Here is a 17,982-nt window from a genome sequence, read left to right as displayed (position 1 = left end):
ATATTGGGGGCAATTATATGCAAGGGGACGTGAGATACGTCATTACATCTTTTACAAGCTTAGTGGTAGCACTGGCAATCATCTTTGCATTGGTAACAGTGGCAAGCGCAGAAACTAACACAGGGATTATCTACATATATTCTGCAGATACGACGAATGCAAAATCCTACGTTTCGTTGCTTGAAGATAATGGCTATAGAGTAAACATGATACCCGTAAGTAAGGTGGAGGATACCGACCTTTCGCAGTACAATGTTATAATTACAGGAACAGACACAGAATGGATTGATATTGATACTGTAACTGCCATCAGAAAAAGTGGTCGACCGGTAATTGGAATCGGAGAGGGAGGATATTCCCTTTTCGGACAGATCGGTCTTGTTTGCGGACACCCGAACGGGTGGCATGGCAGTGTAAACAGCATCTATGTAGTTGATGCTTCAAATACTGTTTTTCAGGAACCCAATGTTATAAAGATTTCAAGAGATGGCATATTGCAGCTGTACTCTTCTACAAATCACATTGGTATCTACATTCCCTCCATGACGGAAGAAATATTGATGCTAGGCAGGGAACCTGAGAATAAAGAGCACTATCCTCTGCTGTTTGAAGAGAACAGATACTTTTTGTGGGGTTTTACAGCTTCTCCTGAAAGTATGACAGATAACGGAAAAGCACTTTTTATCAACACTGTAGCTTATATGAGTGGCCTTGAAACACAACCTGAGAAGATCAGTGGGGTAGAAACACCCGCATTTACAGATATTCCGCTCATGACCCCGGAACTGAATAGAATACAGGTGATAGAAAAACCATTACGTGTAGCTACCCCAGTCAAGACTATGGAAAAGAAGACAGGAGATACTTTCGACCTGGGTGATGGATATGTAATGCTCATAAGTGAGGTTAGTGGAGCCGGTGAAGTCCAGGTACTGGTTGAACAGGATGGAAAGGTCATTGAGGAAAAGATATTGCTGAAGGGTGAGGATTATCTGCTGCCCAAATTCACAGGAGAGAATATACACATCGTGGTAGAGGACATAAACATGGGTGCTATGCCAACAGATACACATGTCATAATGCTTGTCGTGCCATATCTGCTTCTGACAGTGGTGTCACAGCCATCTGGAGCTGAAATATTCATTGACGGAAATATGGTAGATTCCAGTCCCAGTCAGGACATAGTCCTTACGGATTTCGATGAACATGAAATACAACTGAAACTTGAGGGATACCGCGTCCATGAGGAAACCATAAGATTCACACCGGGAGAAGAAGCCCAGATAAATAAGGAGATACAGCTGATCAGTTCCGAGATGGAGGTAAATGAGCTCATGAAATCCGAGGAGGAGGAAAACGAGCAACTGACGGATAACAGTGAGCGGAAAAAAACAATGCCATCAACTGATATCGAGACTTCCGATGTCGCCAGCGATACAGAACCAGAGGTTGTACCTGGATTCCTGGCAACCATCGCTGCTGTGGCCGTGATCTGTGGATACGGCCTCATTAGGAAGAAAAAAAGACAGCTTTAACACGATACATATGTGGGCAAGGAATTTCTTTTGTAAATTTACAGAAAATAGTCTCACTTACTCATTTGCAATAGCTCTGGCTGTATTCTCTGTGTATGTGCTTATCTCTTCGGAGGTAAAGTTCCTGCACCTGACCTTCTATAACCTGCTATCAATATCGGCCCTGAGCCTGTTGATAGGATACCAATTCGCAATCATAGTTTACCTTTTTTCTGGTGTTGAAGGTACCTTTAACCGTATAATACCACTTTTTAAGGAAGGGAACTTCACAGCTTTTCAGGATCATCTGAAAACATGGCTGGAGGATTCAAGCGTTTTAAGCCGTACGATCCTGCTGGTGATAATACCGTTCATGGCGCTGGAAATAATAAGATTCTGGCAATGGAGATATTCAGGCGGTGAGATACCTCTTTACTTTTCTCTTTTCGACCCGGGCAGCACCTTGGCTTTACTGCTTGACGTGATAAACCACATCCTTGCATACCTTATGTACAGTATGCTGGCAATTATCGTATGGTTTATGATCGGTCTGACAAATACCATTGCTTCACTGGGAAAGAAAAATGGCATTCTAACAGATGTGTTCCATTCTGACGGAATGGGCGGTCTCAAACCAGTACAGCATTTCATGCTTATGGCCGTTAGTAATTACTTCATTATCATTGCACTTGCAATGATAGCCTTCGTTTCACCCAGGTCTGTGGTGTCATACGAGACAATATTCCTGCTTATATTGCTACTATTGGGAATACGTCTATTCTTCATTACGATGAACACCACGGGGTCACTGGTAAATAGAGGTGTAGGAACCGAGCTGGACAGAATCGATGATATGTACAGGATGAACTACGAAAAACTGCTTGAACTTGCCTCTAAAAAAGAATACGAATGGGAAGAGGAAGAACTCCAAAAACTGCAGCTTGTCCTTGACCTGCTGGAGAAGGAAGAGAAAAAGATAAGAGACGTACACGATAAAAATTCGAGTAAAAAAGCCATATATGCTTTCACGGGTTCGTTCCTGATACCTTCAATAACCCTACTGGAAGACCTGACAGGCATAACAGTGACCGATATGCTGGAAAAAGTAATGGGACTCATCGGCACCAGAATATAGACATTAAAATGAGAATTATACCTCTACATATCCTATCCACATAATAGTGGCAGGTAACCTGAATGAGAACATATTTCGATCAGCACGCAAATGAATACGATGCCTGGTACGATAAAAACATGGCAGTATTCGATTCGGAACTTTCTGCCATCGTAAAAATACTTGCTAATATGCAACCGAATCTCAGAGGAATCGAGATAGGTGTAGGAACCGGAAGGTTTGCCAGCAAGTTGCATCTCGGCTATGGATTGGACCCATCAACTGGAATGCTTCAACTGGCACGTCAGAGGAATATCAAATGCGTTGAGGCAGTGGCTGAAAAACTACCATTCAAGGATGAAACTTTCGATATGATCCTGATGGTCACAGTGATTTGTTTTTTGGATGATGTTCAGCAAGCGTTCAACGAAGCAGCAAGAATACTCAGAAATTCTGGTGTGGTCGTAATCGGAATGATAGACCGGAATAGCCATCTTGGAAAAGCTTACGATGAGAAGGAAAAGAGCAGGACTTCTCACAAGACTATGAACTTCAGGACAGTGGATGAAACGCTTACATTCCTTCATGAAGCAGGGCTCAGTGAGTACGGCGTCTGCCAGACGCTTTTCAAGCCTTTGGAAGAGATTACGATTGCAGAACCGGCAATATGGAGTCATGGTGAAGGTGGATTTGTGGTGATAAGTGCAGGCAAGAACCTGAAGAAAAATGATGAATGATGAAAATGATGAATGATAAAACTCATAGTAACTATTCAGCCTGATAAAAACACTATCAATAGCAATCTTGACAAAAAGTTGAGACCTACATTTTATTAGGATCATTAATTTTGATTGTTGCCATTGATTGCTTTTTTGATTCTTAGGTTGTTAGTGAGCAAACATCTCCGTTTTGATTAAATCAGTATCAATAGGCTAATTGTGGTAGGCTGAATAGTTACAACTCATAAATAATTTCAATGCTGCAACGAATATACGTGTGGGGGTAATAAATGAAGGAAATTGGCAAAGATTTCATGGAAAAGACACAGTATAGATATCTTGACAGATCAGACCAGGCAATGGGGTATCCTCAGCCACCTCTGGAACTGGGAGCAAAGGATAACAACAGGATCATAGACCTCCCCAAACCAAAAGATATACAGGTAAATGAGATCGGCCTGAGACAGGCCATAGAAAACAGAACAAGTGTCAGAAATTACAGCTCTGAGCCACTTTTGATTGAAGAACTTTCATACCTGCTCTGGTGCACACAGGGAGTCAAGGAAGTTGTCCGGGATGTTGTCAGTTTCAGGACAGTTCCTTCAGCCGGAGCAAGACACGCCCTGGAGACCTATATTCTTGTAAATAATGTTCACGGAGTGGAAAATGGTCTGTACAGATTCCTCCCCATTGAACATAAACTTGTGGAAATTGATATGGGAAAGGACATCGCAGATAAGATAATGCGGGGATGTCTTGATCAGGCATTCGTTAAGACCAGTGCTGTTACATTCATTTGGACAGCCGTACCCTACAGGATGGAATGGAGATACGGGCAGAGGGGATACAGGTATCTGCATCTGGACGCAGGACATGCCTGCCAGAACCTCTACCTAAGCGCAGAGTCAGTGGGCTGTGGAGTTTGTGCTATTGCAGCATTCCTTGACGAGGAAATTAATCCTGCACTTGGACTTGATGGAGAAAATGAGTTCGTCATATATGTTGCAACCGTGGGTAAAAAATGAAAAACTCTGAAAAAGAAAAAGGATTGGAAGAAATAATGCAGATGCCAGGATTTGGGAGGAAATCGGCTGAACAACTATGGGAACTGGGGATACACTCGATCGCACAGCTCAAAGGTAAAGATCCCGAGTTAATGTACCTTGAATTAATTGAACTGAGAGGCAAACACGTAGATAGATGTGTATTATATGGTTTCAGGGAAGCGGTCTATTATGCATCCCATAAAAACCACGACCCGCAACTGCTCAAATGGTGGAACTGGTCCGATAAGAATATGGAAAAAAGAAAGGATTGAACATTAACTCTCATTTTCAACAATTTCAAGTCCCAGATAATCCTTTATTACCGTAAAAGCCATAGCTGGAGGGAAAGCTCCTACTTCAGTGATTATCAAGTCGATGTACTCTGCAGGAGTCACATCGAACGCCGGATTTTTGACTTTGACATTGGGAAGTTCACTGAGAATCTCAGCATCTATTACTTCATCACTGGAACGGTCTTCTATTTCTACCATTTCACCAAGAAGAGTTCTCGGGCTGAATTTGTAGGTTTCAGCAGCAACGATAACATTTCTGCGGGCTTCCTGTGCCGCCATTGCGAGCTGGGAAGTGCCAATCTTGTTAATGAGTGCACCATTAACGGAAATTGAATCTGCACCGACTACCACAATGTCTACTTCTTTCATTGTCAGTCTCACAGCCGAGTCCACAATGAGACTTGTAGGAATACCGTAATCATTCAATTCCCGGATGGTGATGAAACCCTGCCTTCTGGGCCGGGATTCTGTGGCAATGACAGATATGTTCTTGCCCTGGTCGAAGGCTGTTTTGATAATAGAGATAGCTGCATGGGAATTACAATGGGTCATGATGACATCGCCATCGTGGATGCGCTGAGCACCTATCTTTCCTATTTTACCCAGTGCTTCCTCTGCATTTTTGATGAATTTCTCCGCATTTTCTGATATTTCATCGATGGCATCATAAGTATTCGTAGAACTATGCCTCTTTGTGAGAGCAACAGCATTGGGAAGGGATACGGCAGTTGGTCGGGTGTCCACAAGTGTCTTTGCTGCCTCTTCAATCTTAATATCAAATTCATTTAAAGGCAGGGATTTCAACGACATTGCATAATCCCTCATGGCAGCTGATGCTGCTACTGCAATCCTTCCTGCCCCCCTGATATCCATCGTCCTTATCTTCTCTGCTGTAGTGTACAAATCATCCATAATTATAAGTCGTATTTAAAGAATTTATATTTAGCCAGTCAATTAATATCAAAAAGCTTTGACCGGAACAAATAATAAATAATCGGGGCATTGGCCTTCTGGAGAATACCTGAAATATGTACCAGCCGGATTTTTACTATAATGACAGAATGGTACGCCTGCTTGCAAGGACACAGGCAGCCAGGGAGATAATTCTCAATACCCACGTACCTCCCGCATGGGAAAGAAGACTGCAGATCAACAACCTTTTCAGGCTCGCCTATCATGCAACCAGCCTTGATGAAAATGGACTATCCATAAGACAGGTTACAAAACTCGTAAACGGACAGGATATATTCGGGGATGAAACGGATAAGAAACAGGTCCTTAATTTTCTGGAACTGAATGAGTATCTTCAGAGCCTTGAAAACGAGGAAATATCCGAGGATATGATACTCACACTTCATAAAATTGCTATGAAAGGAATTGGTCCGGAAGATGAGATTGGTCGTTACCGAACAACTATAGCTAAAGGATTTATGGAACCTGAAAGAGTGAGATATTGTGTTAGGGACTTGATCGATTGGATCTACAGTGACGAAGCTGCCGAAATGTTACCTGCACTAAAGGCCGGGATAGTTCACTATGAACTTTATCGCATGCATCCTTTTGAAAAAGCGAGTGGGACTATTGCCAGAAGCATATCTGCCTATATTCTGGGAAAAAACTTCAAAGAAGCAAAGAAATTGTTCACCATTGAGGAGTTCTTCAACCAGAGAAAAAAAGACTATTTTGAGAGCCTTGAAGGCAGCAATGGAAAAGAACCTGACATCAATGAATGGCTGGAGTACTATCTCTACGCTCTTGCATTAAAGGTCTCAAGGGTTGAAAATGCCGTGCTGAACATAAGCCGTGACCACGGGAATGTAGGAAAATATCTTCAGATAGGATTAAAAGACAGACAGATCAAAGGAATAAAATTTGCACGTGAGATGGGAAAGATCACGAATCAGGAATACCAGAAACTTTGCGATCTGGGAGTTTCAACATCAAAACGGGACCTTCATGAACTTGTTAAGAAAAAGATCTTTGTACAGGTGGGAAAAACAGGACGTGGAACTTATTATAAACTCAGGTACGACCACCTGGATGAGTTGATCTGATAAAAGGATAGCAAGCGGAAATCATGGAATTAATCCAGTCCTGAATCCTTGATAATATTCGTGTATATCCTGTTCATCAAACTGTAATATCCTGAAAGTTCCTTGTATATCTCCTCTGCCACATCTTCATGATATGTGTGAGTTGTCATGTTCCTGTCATCGGTCATGTACAACGACTGCATACTCTCATTCTCATTTAGGAGATGCATTTTGAAAGCTTCACGGAAGCACGATTTCGGAGAATTGCACACGATACCCTCTCTTTCAATAAGATACTCCTTGACGAGTTTCCATATCGCCTCAAATGTGTACTCAAATCGCTGGATTGCAGCATCCCTGATTATGACAGAGTATGACTCATCCATGATCTCCTGCAGGGTACCCAGAGCTCTTTTTGCAACTCTTGCTTTCATTTGCAGTTTATTCTGTCTTTCCATACTTCACCCTCATCAAGCACTTTCTGTCTGAAGTCTTCGGAAACGATGGACAGGTCCACCAGATCCACTGTATAGGGAATGTTCATTTCCTCTAAATCTGCTCTTAAGACAGTTATCTTTTTTCTATCACACTTGCCAGATGGCAGAATGCCAATATCTATATCCGACGTGTAGTGAGCATTTCCCCTTGCCCTTGAACCGAAAAGAATTATCCTTACATCCTCATTTTCAAAAACTTCAAGAACTGCTGTCTTTACTTTTTGAATGGATGCTTCAAAAACAGAAGATGAATTGTTCATTGACAAGACCTGCCAAACTCATAATCCTTAGGCATAAACAGCTTCCCTCATGATGTAATTCTTCAATCTGGGTTTAATAGCTGTTTCAATGACCAAATCAACATCTCTTCCAAAAAGCTCTTCAAGATAGAATTTTAATTCCATGAAATTATCAAATGTTTTTTTGCCTTCAGCAAACTCTACAAGCACGTCTACATCACTCTTATCCAGTGATTCACCTCTGGCAAATGATCCAAAAAGACCTATTCTCTTAACACCAAACCATCCTTTGATAACGTTTTCATGCTGCTTCAAAAGCTTAAGAGGATCCATAGTAAATACTGGTCCACAAAGTTTAAATCGTTAACCCCAAAAAAATGAGAATGAGGTATCAATCAAATAAAATACCAAATTACACGGTGCCTGATATGTAAGTCTTTTTAGAGAAAACAACATACAAAAATGTAGAAAAACGAGATAGTATCTTTATCCTCACACAAGAAGTGCGAATATGTCAGGAAGACATCCAATTGCCGATGACTCAATCCTCACTCGATGGATGAGACTGGAAATAGGAAAAATAAATGATGGCATTGTTTCAGAGCGCAAAACCCTTGTCCAGCTTCTAACAGAAGAAAGACCAGAGTCCAGAACGAAAACAGGAAAAGAACACATTTTTGACACAGCTGTGCTGCTAAATCTCAGCGAAAAACTGCCTCCAGACCTGCATGAAAAGCTAAAGCTGCCCATGATTTTCTTTTCGGATATAAAGGTTCCTGACAGTTGTTATCTCAATGATCCTCTGGCTCTTGAAGCATTACAGATACTTGGAGAACTCAGTAATATGCGCCGCATGCAACAGGGAAAACTATGGGTTGAGAAGTCCATTGCTTATACTATCATGAAAAAGCATCCTACTGTTGTACAGATTGCTATGAGATAATTAAATATTAGAGAACAACTCTCACTTTTAAACGCAATCAATAATAGCAAATATGGGACAGTTCAATTATATCATTGATTTCGAGGATTTATCATGACCACTATCTCATCCATCAACCCAGCAACAGGAAAAGTCATCGGTGAAGTAGAAATACATACTGATGAGCAGGTTAGCCAAATACTCAAAAAATCTGCTGAAACATTTGTTGAATGGAAGAAAACTGATGTTTCAGAGCGTAATGAACTTCTGCGGAGCTTCGCTGATATATTACGCAAGAACAAGCAGCAATATGGAAAACTCATCACAACTGAGATGGGAAAGGTCATGAAGCAGGCAGTTCCCGAGGTCGTAAAATGTGCAACCATGTTTGATTACTTTGCAGATAATGCAGAGAAGATGCTTGATCCTGAGCCTGCGGAAGAGAACTCGTGCGACTCGATGATACATTATGAACCAATGGGCACCGTGCTTGCTATCAAACCATGGAACTTCCCATTCTGGCAGGTGCTCAGTGCAGCATCCCATGTGCTTGCAGGTGGGAATGTGATGGTACTGAAGCACTCAAGTTATGTGCCAATGTGCGCACTGGAAATTGAGAACATATTTTTAGAGGCAGGATTTCCTGAAGGTGTCTTCCAGACACTTCTTGTGAACGGACCCACTGCATCCTCACTCATTTCAAAAGATGAGATCAAGGCAGTTTCCTTCACCGGAGGATATGATGCCGGCCAGAAGGTCGCAGAACTTGCCGCTCATAACATGAAGAAATTTGTGCTGGAACTCGGTGGCAGTGACCCATTTATAATTCTTGATGATGCAAATGTGGAAATGGCGGCAAAAGTAGGAGTTCCAAGTCGATTTATCAATACCGGACAGACATGCATAGCAGCCAAGCGTTTCATTGTTATGGAAGACGTGGCGGAGGAGTTCACTGAAAGGTTTGTTGAAGGTACGAAGAATCTGAAGGTCGGTGACCCCATGGACCCTGATACAGATATCGGACCAATGGTAAGGGAAGAGCAGGTTCAAATACTGGAAAACCAGGTCAATGATGCAATATCAAAGGGTGCAAAAGCCCTGATTCCAGGAGGAAGAATGGAAAGTGAGGGTTACATGTATTCACCAACCGTCCTTAGTGATGTAAACATGGATATGAGGGTCATGAGGGAAGAAACATTCGGACCGGTGGCACCGATAATCACTGTAAAAGATGAAAAGGAAGCTATTGAACTTGCAAACGATTCAGAGTTCGGTCTGGGTGCCAGTGTATGGAGTCAGGACCGGAAAAGGGCCATGAGAATTGCCGCTGAACTTGAAACAGGAATGATTGGAATAAACTCATTTTGCACACCTCAGGCCTGCCTGCCCTTTGGCGGAGTGAAGAAAAGCGGTATGGGTCGGGAACTCTCAAAGCACGGGTTCTATGAGTTCATGAACATCAAGTCGATAAAGATGATGTGAGAAATACTATCATGATCTGAATTCTGTTAGTGGAGTCATATTTCTTTTTCCATTGTGTGATTTATTAAAATTAGTCCATCTCTGAGAATATGGTTTTCATGTACCACAATGAAACCCATTTTTTCAAAAAAAGGCATTGCCACCTTTGAAGCTTCAACACTCAGCTTCTTAATCGATTTTTTTCTGGCAACTTTTTTGAATAAATTTTAATGTTTATGTATTGTGTGTTCAATTTATTTATTTATTTATTTATTTATTTATTTATTTATTTATTTATTTTGCCACTGCAAACATCAACCCTGAGACTTTTCAGGAAATAGTTTGAATTGTTTATTTTGCTGCTCACCACAACTATAACAGCAGCCTTTATGGACACAAATAGTACTACCACATTTGGAACACGTCCACTTTGTTCTCTCATTTTCTAAAAAAGCTGTGAGACCAAGTTTTTGAATGTTTTCAAGGTTTTCGATCATACTCATATTGTATTTCGTTCGATACCTTTTATCCAGATGTTTCAGTTTATCACATGGAAAATCAGTGCATTCAAAACAAAAGAGTGCATCGCCTTTTTGAAAGGTTGTGCAGTTTTTGATTTTACATTTCGTGCGGGTAACAGGTTTATTAAGGTCTGATGCCCGGCACCCATGACATTTGTTTCTTTCTCGCAGATATGCCATACAAATGCTACAATTCATGCCACATGGAGCAATAAGCAATGTTTTGTTAGAATTTGCCATAGCATATAACATATTATTTTTATTTTTCAAAGCTGTTCCGATAAGCAAAAATCTTTTTGGAAAAATCTTAAATCAATTATATATCACATCAACTATTAAATATAAGAAGGGAGTGAAAAATCCCATCTTTATTATAAAGTAACTATTCAGCCTGACTGTTTTAATGATGCAAAAAACAATATAGAGGATTTCGATAAACTACCATCAATACTCATACAATTTAATAAAATTTAAATAATAGCAAAGCAAATTTACTATTATGGATTCTTTTACTGATTTTGCCTTAAATGAAGAATATAAGCGTCTCCAATCTGTCGGAGATAAGCTTGCTGAAATTGAATATTTAGTAGATTGGAAGCCTTTTCGCCCTATTCTGGAGTCAATGTACATAAACAGAACAGCTTCAGGCGGACGGCCTGAAGCTGATGTTATTGTAATGTTCAAGATGCTTGTTCTGCAACAATGGCATGGTCTTTCTGATGCTGAGCTTGAAAAGCAGTGTATTGACAGGATATCCTTTAGGAAATTCCTGGGATTTCCTGAATATGTACCAGACAGTACAACTGTCTGGTCATTCAGGAAGAGAATTATCGACAATGGTAAAGAAAAAGCGGTGTGGGATGAAATGCAGAATCAGCTTGATGCTCTTGGTTTGAAGATTAAAAAAGGAATGATCCAGGATGCAACTTTTATTCACTCAGATCCAGGACATGCAAAAGCAGATGTACTCAGAGGAAAAGATGCGAAAACAAGAAGAAGCAAAGATGGAACCTGGACTAAGAAAAATGGTAAATCTCACTTTGGATACAAACTTCATACAATTATTGATAAGGATTATGAACTAATCAGAAGATTTGAGACAACAACTGCATCACTTCACGATTCACAGGTTGATCTGTCTGAAAAGGGTGAAGTGGTGTATAGAGATAAAGGATATTTTGGAGCAATAGCAAAAGGTTTTGCAGCAACAATGCAACGAGCTGTAAGAGGACATCCTTTAGGAATAATGGATATCCTCAGAAATGAAAGAATAAGTGTGAAAAGAGTCCCTTGCGAAAGAGTGTATGCAGTGACAAAAGAAATATTTAAAACCAGAAAGGTTCTTGTTACAACTGTAGAAAGAGTGAATGCAAAAATGTTGATGACAGCTTTTTGTTTTAATCTGCATCAATTGAGGACACTAAAAACCAAAGGAGTAATTTAGGATAGCGGGAGCTATACTAAAAATAAGGATTAATGAAGAGAAATTAAACAAAATGATAAAAAATGAGAGGATATAATTGAGTTTGAATACTTTAATGATCTAAAATGAGGGAATATCGAAATCCTCTATACTATGGCTTCATTCTATGTGTTAAAAAATATTCAGTAAAATATCATAAAAAACGTCTATCAATCTGAGGGGATTTGTATAGACCGCGAAGAAATACTTGCAGTTTATGAAGCTGGTCCAGAAGCAGTAGTAGAACTTGTAACTCGATTACTTGGGATAATTGAACATCAATCTCTCCAAATTGCACAACTTGAAGAGCGTGTCAGGCATTTGGAAGAAATGCTTGAAAAGAATAGTCGCAACAGTAGCAAACCACCTTCTACTGATTCTTATGCACGGAATAAACCAACCGTTAAAAGTCAAAGAAAAAAGACCAATAAGCATGTAGGTGGTCAAAACGGTCATCCTGGTACTACATTAAGAATAAATGATGATCCGGATGAAGTTATTGTTCATCCTGTTAATCAATGCGTCAATTGTGGGAGATCGTTAGCTTCTGTTCCCTCTGACTATGAAAGAAGACAGGTCTTTGACATTCCTCCTATAACTATCAATTGCATTGAACATCGTTGCGAGATTAAAACATGTCCCAAATGTTCTCATGTAAACAAAGCTCTTTTTCCAGATGGTGTAACTCAGCCGACTCAATACGGTCATCGAGTTAAGTCATTTGCAGTTTATTTGCACACTTACCAATTACTTCCTTATCAGCGTGTTACCAAGTTGTTCTCTGATATTTTGGGATGCAAGATAAGTCCTGCTACTTTGGTGAACACGGAACGTAGTTGTTTTGAGAAGCTTGGAGCTTTTGAAAATACAGTGAAACATCTCCTGAAAGAATCTCCTGAAAGAATCTCCTGTCATCAATCTGGATGAAACAGGAATGAGAATAAATGCAGTTCGTAATTGGCTTCATGTGGCAGGTACAGACAAACTGACCTATTATTTTGCACATCGCAAAAGGGGCTCAGAAGCAATGGATGCTATGGGCATATTACCAGGTTACACTGGTGTTGCAACACATGATTTTTGGAAACCGTACAACAAATATGAATGTCAACATTCATTATGTAATGCACATTTATTACGAGAGTTAACTGGAGCTTCCGAAAACAGGGATCAACAGTGGCCAAAGATAATGAGTGATCTCTTGATATGCATTAAACATCATGTTGATAATGATCTTTTAGATACTGAGCTAATTCAAAGGTTCAGTGAGGATTATGATCACATAACTTGTTTAGGAGTGAATGAAAATCCTCCTGATCCGGAATCAAATGTGCGGTCTAAAAAACGAGGACGTAAGAAGCAGACCACGGTAAAGAATTTGCTGGATAGGTTTATTGGCCATAAAGAGGATATCTTACGATTTATGTACGACCAAAACGTTCCGTTTGATAACAATCAGGCTGAAAGAGATATCAGAATGACGAAAGTACAGCAGAAGATATCAGGTACTTTCCGCAGTGAACAGGGTGCAAAAAATTTCTGCCGTATAAGAGGATACGTGTCTACTGTTAATAAGAATTCTGAATCTGTTATCGATGCAATTAGTGCAATATTTTATGGCAATTCATTTGTTCCAAAGTTGCAGAATTGATCGTGGATGAAGAAATCAGCTTGGTGGAAGTGAGCTAGGCTGAATAGTTACATTATAAATAACTAAAGGGGAATTACAATTGGTGAAAATAAGTTCTGTTAATCCTGCAACCGGGGAATTGAATGGAGAATTCAATCTCTATTCTCAGCAAGTGGTCGATCAAAAGATAGAGGACTCAAGAAAAGCATTAGCTGAATGGAAAAAAGAACTTATTGTTGAAAGAACATTTTCCATTGAATGTGTAGCTGAAGTTCTGAGAAACAGGGAACAGGAACTTGCAGAGATAATCACAAAGGAAATGGGTAAGCCAATCAAAGAATCTCTTGCAGAAATAGAGAAATGTGCCTGGACATGCGATTATTTTGCAGAGAATGCAGATCAGTTCCTTGCAGCAGAATTTGTGGAAACTGATGCTGAAACATCTGGCTTTGTCTATGAACCTGCTGGTGTTGTTCTGAGCATCATGCCATGGAACTTTCCTTTCTGGCAGGCATTAAGGTTTGGAATACCTGCTCTTGCAGGTGGAAATACAGTACTGTTAAAACATGCAAGCAATGTGCCTATGTGTGCCCTTGAAATTGAGAAGATCTTTATCGAAGCAGGATTACCTGAAGGAGTTTATCAGACCCTACTGGTAGATGGACCTACAGCATCCTCACTGATATCAAGAGACGAAATAAATGCTGTTACTTTCACCGGCAGCCGTCCTGCAGGAGAAAAGGTTGCAGAAGCCGCAGGTAGGAATATAAAAAAGTTCGTTCTTGAGCTTGGAGGCAGCGACCCTTTGATTGTGCTGGAAGATGCAGATATCGAAAAAGTGGCAAAAGCAGCAGTTTCAGCTAGATTCCAGAACTGTGGACAAAGCTGTATTGCAGCCAAACGTTTACTAGTTGACGAGACGATCGCAGAAAACTTCACAGACCTGTTCACAGACAACACAAGCAATCTCAATGTAGGAGACCCAATGGATCCGAAGACCGATATGGGACCCATGGTAAGCGAAAAGCAAAGGGAATTTTTGAGCCATCAGGTATCAGAAACCCTGAAAATGGGAGCTAACGTACTGCTCGAAGGTGGGTCCAAAAATGGAGAAGGATCATTCTACCTGCCAACAGTCCTCGATAATATAAACAAAGATGCTCCTGTTGTCCGGGATGAGACTTTCGGACCTGTAGCCCCTATTATTACTTTTAAGAATGAGGAAGAAGCTATTGAAATAGCTAACAGCACGGAATTCGGACTTGGTGCAAGTATCTGGAGCAGGGAAACTGAGAAAGCCATGAGAATGACAAGGCATATAGAAGCCGGTCTTATCACTGTCAATAATATTGTAGGCTCAGATCCACGACTGCCATTTGGGGGTATGAAAAAAAGCGGTGTCGGAAGAGAATTATACCGTGTTGGAATGCTGGAGTTTATGACTGTTAAATCCATGAAGGTGTATTAAGAATGAAAGGTAGCGACCTCTTTGTGAAATGTCTTGAAAATGAGGGTGTTGAATATATATTCGGTGTGCCAGGTGAAGAGACAATTGACCTCACAGAATCCCTCAGGAAATCCAAGATCAAATTCATCCCTACAAGACACGAGCAGAGTGCCGCTTTTATGGCAGATGTCTATGGAAGACTTACACACCGACCAGGTGTATGCCTTGCAACACTGGGACCAGGTGCCACAAACCTGATCACAGGCGTTGCCGATGCACAACTTGACAGGGCACCCCTTGTGGCTATCACAGGCCAGTCAGCACTTGAGAAAACCCATAAGGAATCACATCAATATATCGACATTGTGACTGCTTTCAAACAGTTCACGACATGGAATTCAAAGGTTACAAGACCTAGTTTTATCCCTGAGATAATTCGCAAGGCCTTTGATATTGCTTCAGACCGTCCGGGAGCTACACACATAGAGCTTCCTGAAGATGTGGCTAAGGAAGAAACAACAAAAGAACCAATTTCAAAAAAGGCATATACACACATCAGTATTCATGATGAAAGAGAACTCAAGAAAGCTGCTGGCATGATTAAAGAGAGCTCAATGCCTGTTATTCTTGCAGGAAACGGTATCTTTAGGGGAGACGCTTCCACTGAATTGAGAAAACTTGTTGAATTCACTGGCCTGCCGGTCGTAACCACGTTCATGGGCAAGGGTGCATTGCCTGCTGATGATGAGCACTATCTTGGTTCAATGGGTATTAAAGACCATGATCACATTATGTGTGGGTTTGAAATGGCTGACCTTGTTATCTGTATAGGATACGACTATGTGGAATACAGTCCTAAATTCTGGAACCCTGATAACTCAAAGAAAATAATCCACATTCATATCGACCACCCGGAGATAGATGAAAGCTACATTCCGGACATTATGCTTATCGGCAATATAAGGCAGGCACTTTTCAATATGAGACAGCAATGCGATTTCAAAAGAGAGATGCCTGATAGATTTTCTAACGTTCGCTCAAGGATGAAAGCAGAAATTGAGGATTACAGAGAGAATCTGTCGTTCCCCATGAAACCACAGAAGATAATCTATGATGTGAGAGAATCTCTTGAAAGGAGTGACCTGCTCATAAGTGATGTAGGTGCTCATAAATTATGGGTTGGACGGCTTTTTCCTGCATACGAACCAAATACTGTCTTTATATCCAATGGACTTGCAACAATGGGATTTGCACTTCCCGGTGCCATTGCAGCAAGTATGATAAAACCTGATAAGAAAGTTGTTGCCATTGCAGGAGATGGTGGTTTCCTAATGAACCTCCAGGATCTTGAAACAGCTGTCAGACTTGGGTGTAATTTCGTTGTTGTCATTTTCAATGACTCAAAATACGGACTTATCGAATGGCATGAGAAGAAGACTTTCGACCAGACCATGGGTATTGACTTTACAAATCCCGACTTTGTTATGCTGGCTCATAGCTTCGGTGCAAAAGGTGTGAAGATCGAAAGAGCAGAAGACTTAAAGCCAAAGCTAATTGAAGCACTTAACACCGGTGGTGTCTGGCTGCTCGATGTACCGGTGGATTACTCGGAAAACATCAAGCTGACTGAAAAATTGAAAAGCAGTTTCTGTGAAGTCGGAAATGAGGGTTAATCCCTCACTTCTACATCTTTCCAGAATGCAACGTAGTTGCTGAAGTCCTTGCCTACCTTTTCGGATGAACCCTCTTTTGGCTCAGGATAGTACCATGCAGCATCTGTGTTGACCTTTCCATCAACGACAACGTCATAATAATTTGAAACTCCTTTCCAGGGGCATGTTGTATGATAGTCACTTTTTTTGAAGTATTCCATATTCACCGAATCCGGTGGAAAATAATGGTTACCTTCAATCATTATCGTTTCACTGCTCTGCGCAAGAATAGTTTTGTTCCATGTAGCTTTTGCCATAATGACCACTCCTAAAATACCAATATGTAATTCATTTCATATAGTTTAAAAAATTAGTGTTCAGACTCTTAGCCAACTTCCTTCAAAATACATACATTTATAAAAAGTGGACTTAATCTGTATTAAAGGGAAGTCGTTGTCGAAATACAGTTAGAACAAAAAGCGATTTCGGGGTGTTGAATTATGAGAAAGACTATTTTAATATTGTTAGTTGTAATTATGGCTTTGTTTGCCAGTGGATGCACTGAGGAGCCTGCTGATACTGAAGAAATGAAAGAAACTGTTGTAATAGGATCTAAACTATTCCAGGAGTCCTATATTCTGGCACATATGACAGCTCTTGTTCTTGAAGATGCTGGGTATGATACCGATGTCAAACAGGGACTTGGCGGCACATTTGTCAATTATGAAGCATTGAAAGCCGGTCAGATACATGTATATGCTGAATATACAGGTACTGCTTACAGTCAAATACTCAACCTGAGCCAGCTTGATGACTGGGACAGGCAGGTAGTTTACGACGCAACAGAAACTGGTCTGATGGAACAGGACGGAGTGATTGTAATCAGCAACCTTGGATTCGAGGATGCGTATGCCATTGCAGTAAAAGAGGACTGGGCTGCAGAAAATAATGTCACGAAGATAAGTGACCTTGAACCATATGCTGCAGAACTGACAATTGGAACTGACCCTGAATTTGCGACCCGTGAGGATGGTCTTCCACGCATAAATGATGTATACGGCATTGATTTCATGGATTACAAGCAGGCAGTTGCTACCGTAATGTATGAAGCTATCAAGAGTGATGAGGTAGAAGTCATTTCTGCTTACACAACTGATACAAGGAACGAAGTTTTCGAACTCAGGGTCCTTCAGGATGATAAAAATGCACTGCCACCTTACGATGCTATCCTTATAGTAACGGAGCAGTTCGCAGAGGAAAATCCTGAAGCTGTTGCTGCAATGCAGAAACTCGACGGTGCAATTGACACCGATGCAATGAGACAATTGAACTACCAGTTCGATATTGAACAGAAGGAACCACGAGATATCGCATATCAGTTCCTTGTCGATGAAGGACTGATAGGAGAATAAGGGAAATCTAATTCTCCCTT

18 protein-coding genes and 2 pseudogenes are annotated in these 17,982 nt (G+C 40.7%); 13 read left to right on the top strand and 7 right to left on the bottom strand.

The features are described from left to right. The first annotated feature begins 17 nt into the window (after positions 1-17). The 5 genes from WN948_RS08680 to WN948_RS08660 all read left to right on the top strand — a co-directional run bounded on the left by WN948_RS08680 (position 18) and on the right by WN948_RS08660 (position 4,665). Entirely contained in the window at positions 18-1,535 is a 1,518-nt protein-coding gene (locus tag WN948_RS08680) for a PEGA domain-containing protein (protein ID WP_342303816.1), read from the top strand. Continuing rightward, a complete protein-coding gene (locus WN948_RS08675) occupies positions 1,495-2,649 on the top strand; it encodes a hypothetical protein (RefSeq protein ID WP_342303815.1) in 1,155 nt (384 codons plus the stop codon). The genes WN948_RS08680 and WN948_RS08675 overlap by 41 nt, the downstream gene beginning before the upstream one ends. A gap of 62 nt (positions 2,650-2,711) precedes the next feature. Then, positions 2,712-3,365: a class I SAM-dependent methyltransferase gene (locus tag WN948_RS08670; RefSeq protein WP_342303814.1), complete on the top strand. Its 654-nt coding sequence runs from the start codon at positions 2,712-2,714 to the stop codon at positions 3,363-3,365. A 272-nt stretch (positions 3,366-3,637) separates the two neighbouring features. Next, positions 3,638-4,372: a SagB/ThcOx family dehydrogenase gene (locus tag WN948_RS08665; protein WP_342303813.1), complete on the top strand. Its 735-nt coding sequence runs from the start codon at positions 3,638-3,640 to the stop codon at positions 4,370-4,372. After that, complete coding sequence (locus WN948_RS08660) at positions 4,369-4,665, top strand: helix-hairpin-helix domain-containing protein (protein ID WP_342303812.1); 297 nt, start codon at positions 4,369-4,371, stop codon at positions 4,663-4,665. The genes WN948_RS08665 and WN948_RS08660 overlap by 4 nt, the downstream gene beginning before the upstream one ends. Positions 4,666-4,668: 3 nt before the next feature. On the opposite strand, the gene WN948_RS08655 is transcribed toward WN948_RS08660, so the two are convergent. Further along, the gene (locus WN948_RS08655) at positions 4,669-5,598 is read right to left on the bottom strand and encodes a ribose 1,5-bisphosphate isomerase (protein WP_342303811.1); all 930 of its coding nucleotides are present in this window, start codon (positions 5,596-5,598) and stop codon (positions 4,669-4,671) included. A gap of 116 nt (positions 5,599-5,714) precedes the next feature. On the opposite strand from WN948_RS08655, the gene WN948_RS08650 reads away from it, so the two are divergent. Next, positions 5,715-6,740, top strand: a complete 1,026-nt coding sequence (locus WN948_RS08650) for a Fic family protein (protein ID WP_342303810.1) — start codon at positions 5,715-5,717, stop codon at positions 6,738-6,740. A gap of 29 nt (positions 6,741-6,769) precedes the next feature. On the opposite strand, the gene WN948_RS08645 is transcribed toward WN948_RS08650, so the two are convergent. From WN948_RS08645 to WN948_RS08635, 3 genes are read right to left on the bottom strand one after another with little or no spacing between them, the layout of a single operon-like run. Continuing rightward, positions 6,770-7,177, bottom strand: a complete 408-nt coding sequence (locus tag WN948_RS08645; protein WP_342303809.1) for an HI0074 family nucleotidyltransferase substrate-binding subunit — start codon at positions 7,175-7,177, stop codon at positions 6,770-6,772. Beyond that, positions 7,150-7,476, bottom strand: coding sequence for a nucleotidyltransferase domain-containing protein (locus WN948_RS08640; protein ID WP_342303808.1), 327 nt, complete (start codon positions 7,474-7,476; stop codon positions 7,150-7,152). Before WN948_RS08640 ends, WN948_RS08645 begins: the two co-directional genes overlap by 28 nt. 27 nt (positions 7,477-7,503) lie before the next feature. Next, complete coding sequence (locus WN948_RS08635; RefSeq protein ID WP_342303807.1) at positions 7,504-7,788, bottom strand: nucleotidyltransferase family protein; 285 nt, start codon at positions 7,786-7,788, stop codon at positions 7,504-7,506. 178 nt (positions 7,789-7,966) lie between these two features. Here WN948_RS08635 and WN948_RS08630 point away from each other — a divergent pair, with 178 nt between their 5' ends. Together WN948_RS08630 and WN948_RS08625 are read left to right on the top strand one after the other, a co-directional pair. After that, positions 7,967-8,398, top strand: coding sequence for a DUF61 family protein (locus WN948_RS08630; protein ID WP_342303806.1), 432 nt, complete (start codon positions 7,967-7,969; stop codon positions 8,396-8,398). Between the two features lie 93 nt (positions 8,399-8,491). Beyond that, complete coding sequence (locus WN948_RS08625) at positions 8,492-9,859, top strand: NAD-dependent succinate-semialdehyde dehydrogenase (protein WP_342303805.1); 1,368 nt, start codon at positions 8,492-8,494, stop codon at positions 9,857-9,859. Between the two features lie 265 nt (positions 9,860-10,124). Here WN948_RS08625 and WN948_RS08620 read toward each other — a convergent pair whose 3' ends face one another. Both WN948_RS08620 and WN948_RS08615 read right to left on the bottom strand, forming a co-directional pair. Beyond that, positions 10,125-10,280, bottom strand: coding sequence for a hypothetical protein (locus tag WN948_RS08620; protein WP_342306543.1), 156 nt, complete (start codon positions 10,278-10,280; stop codon positions 10,125-10,127). A gap of 106 nt (positions 10,281-10,386) precedes the next feature. Further along, positions 10,387-10,599, bottom strand: a pseudogene (locus tag WN948_RS08615) (DUF3795 domain-containing protein); the annotation flags it as partial. A gap of 259 nt (positions 10,600-10,858) precedes the next feature. Between WN948_RS08615 and WN948_RS08610 the strand changes: the two are divergent. The 4 genes and pseudogenes from WN948_RS08610 (at position 10,859) to WN948_RS08595 (ending at position 16,571) form a co-directional block, all read left to right on the top strand. Next, positions 10,859-11,803 (top strand): IS5 family transposase, encoded by a 945-nt coding sequence (locus WN948_RS08610; RefSeq protein ID WP_342303665.1) that lies wholly within the window; start codon positions 10,859-10,861, stop codon positions 11,801-11,803. A 201-nt stretch (positions 11,804-12,004) separates the two neighbouring features. Next, positions 12,005-13,472 (top strand): annotated as a pseudogene (locus WN948_RS08605) (IS66 family transposase). A gap of 82 nt (positions 13,473-13,554) precedes the next feature. Further along, on the top strand, positions 13,555-14,919 hold the full coding sequence (locus tag WN948_RS08600; RefSeq protein WP_342306441.1) for an NAD-dependent succinate-semialdehyde dehydrogenase: 1,365 nt from the start codon (positions 13,555-13,557) through the stop codon (positions 14,917-14,919). Between the two features lie 2 nt (positions 14,920-14,921). Next, entirely contained in the window at positions 14,922-16,571 is a 1,650-nt protein-coding gene (locus tag WN948_RS08595) for an acetolactate synthase large subunit (protein ID WP_342303804.1), read from the top strand. On the opposite strand, the gene WN948_RS08590 is transcribed toward WN948_RS08595, so the two are convergent. Further along, positions 16,568-16,867: a DUF427 domain-containing protein gene (locus WN948_RS08590; protein WP_342303803.1), complete on the bottom strand. Its 300-nt coding sequence runs from the start codon at positions 16,865-16,867 to the stop codon at positions 16,568-16,570. The two genes, WN948_RS08595 and WN948_RS08590, sit on opposite strands and share 4 nt — an antisense overlap. Before the next feature lie 183 nt (positions 16,868-17,050). Here WN948_RS08590 and WN948_RS08585 point away from each other — a divergent pair, with 183 nt between their 5' ends. After that, positions 17,051-17,962: a glycine betaine ABC transporter substrate-binding protein gene (locus WN948_RS08585; protein ID WP_342303802.1), complete on the top strand. Its 912-nt coding sequence runs from the start codon at positions 17,051-17,053 to the stop codon at positions 17,960-17,962. The last annotated feature ends 20 nt before the right edge of the window (positions 17,963-17,982 follow it).

It is taken from the genome of Methanolobus sp. ZRKC5 (genome assembly GCF_038446525.1).
Taxonomy (GTDB): Archaea; Halobacteriota; Methanosarcinia; order Methanosarcinales; family Methanosarcinaceae; genus Methanolobus.
Note: the sequence above shows the minus strand (reverse complement) of the source record. Positions and strands in the feature narration are given on the sequence as shown.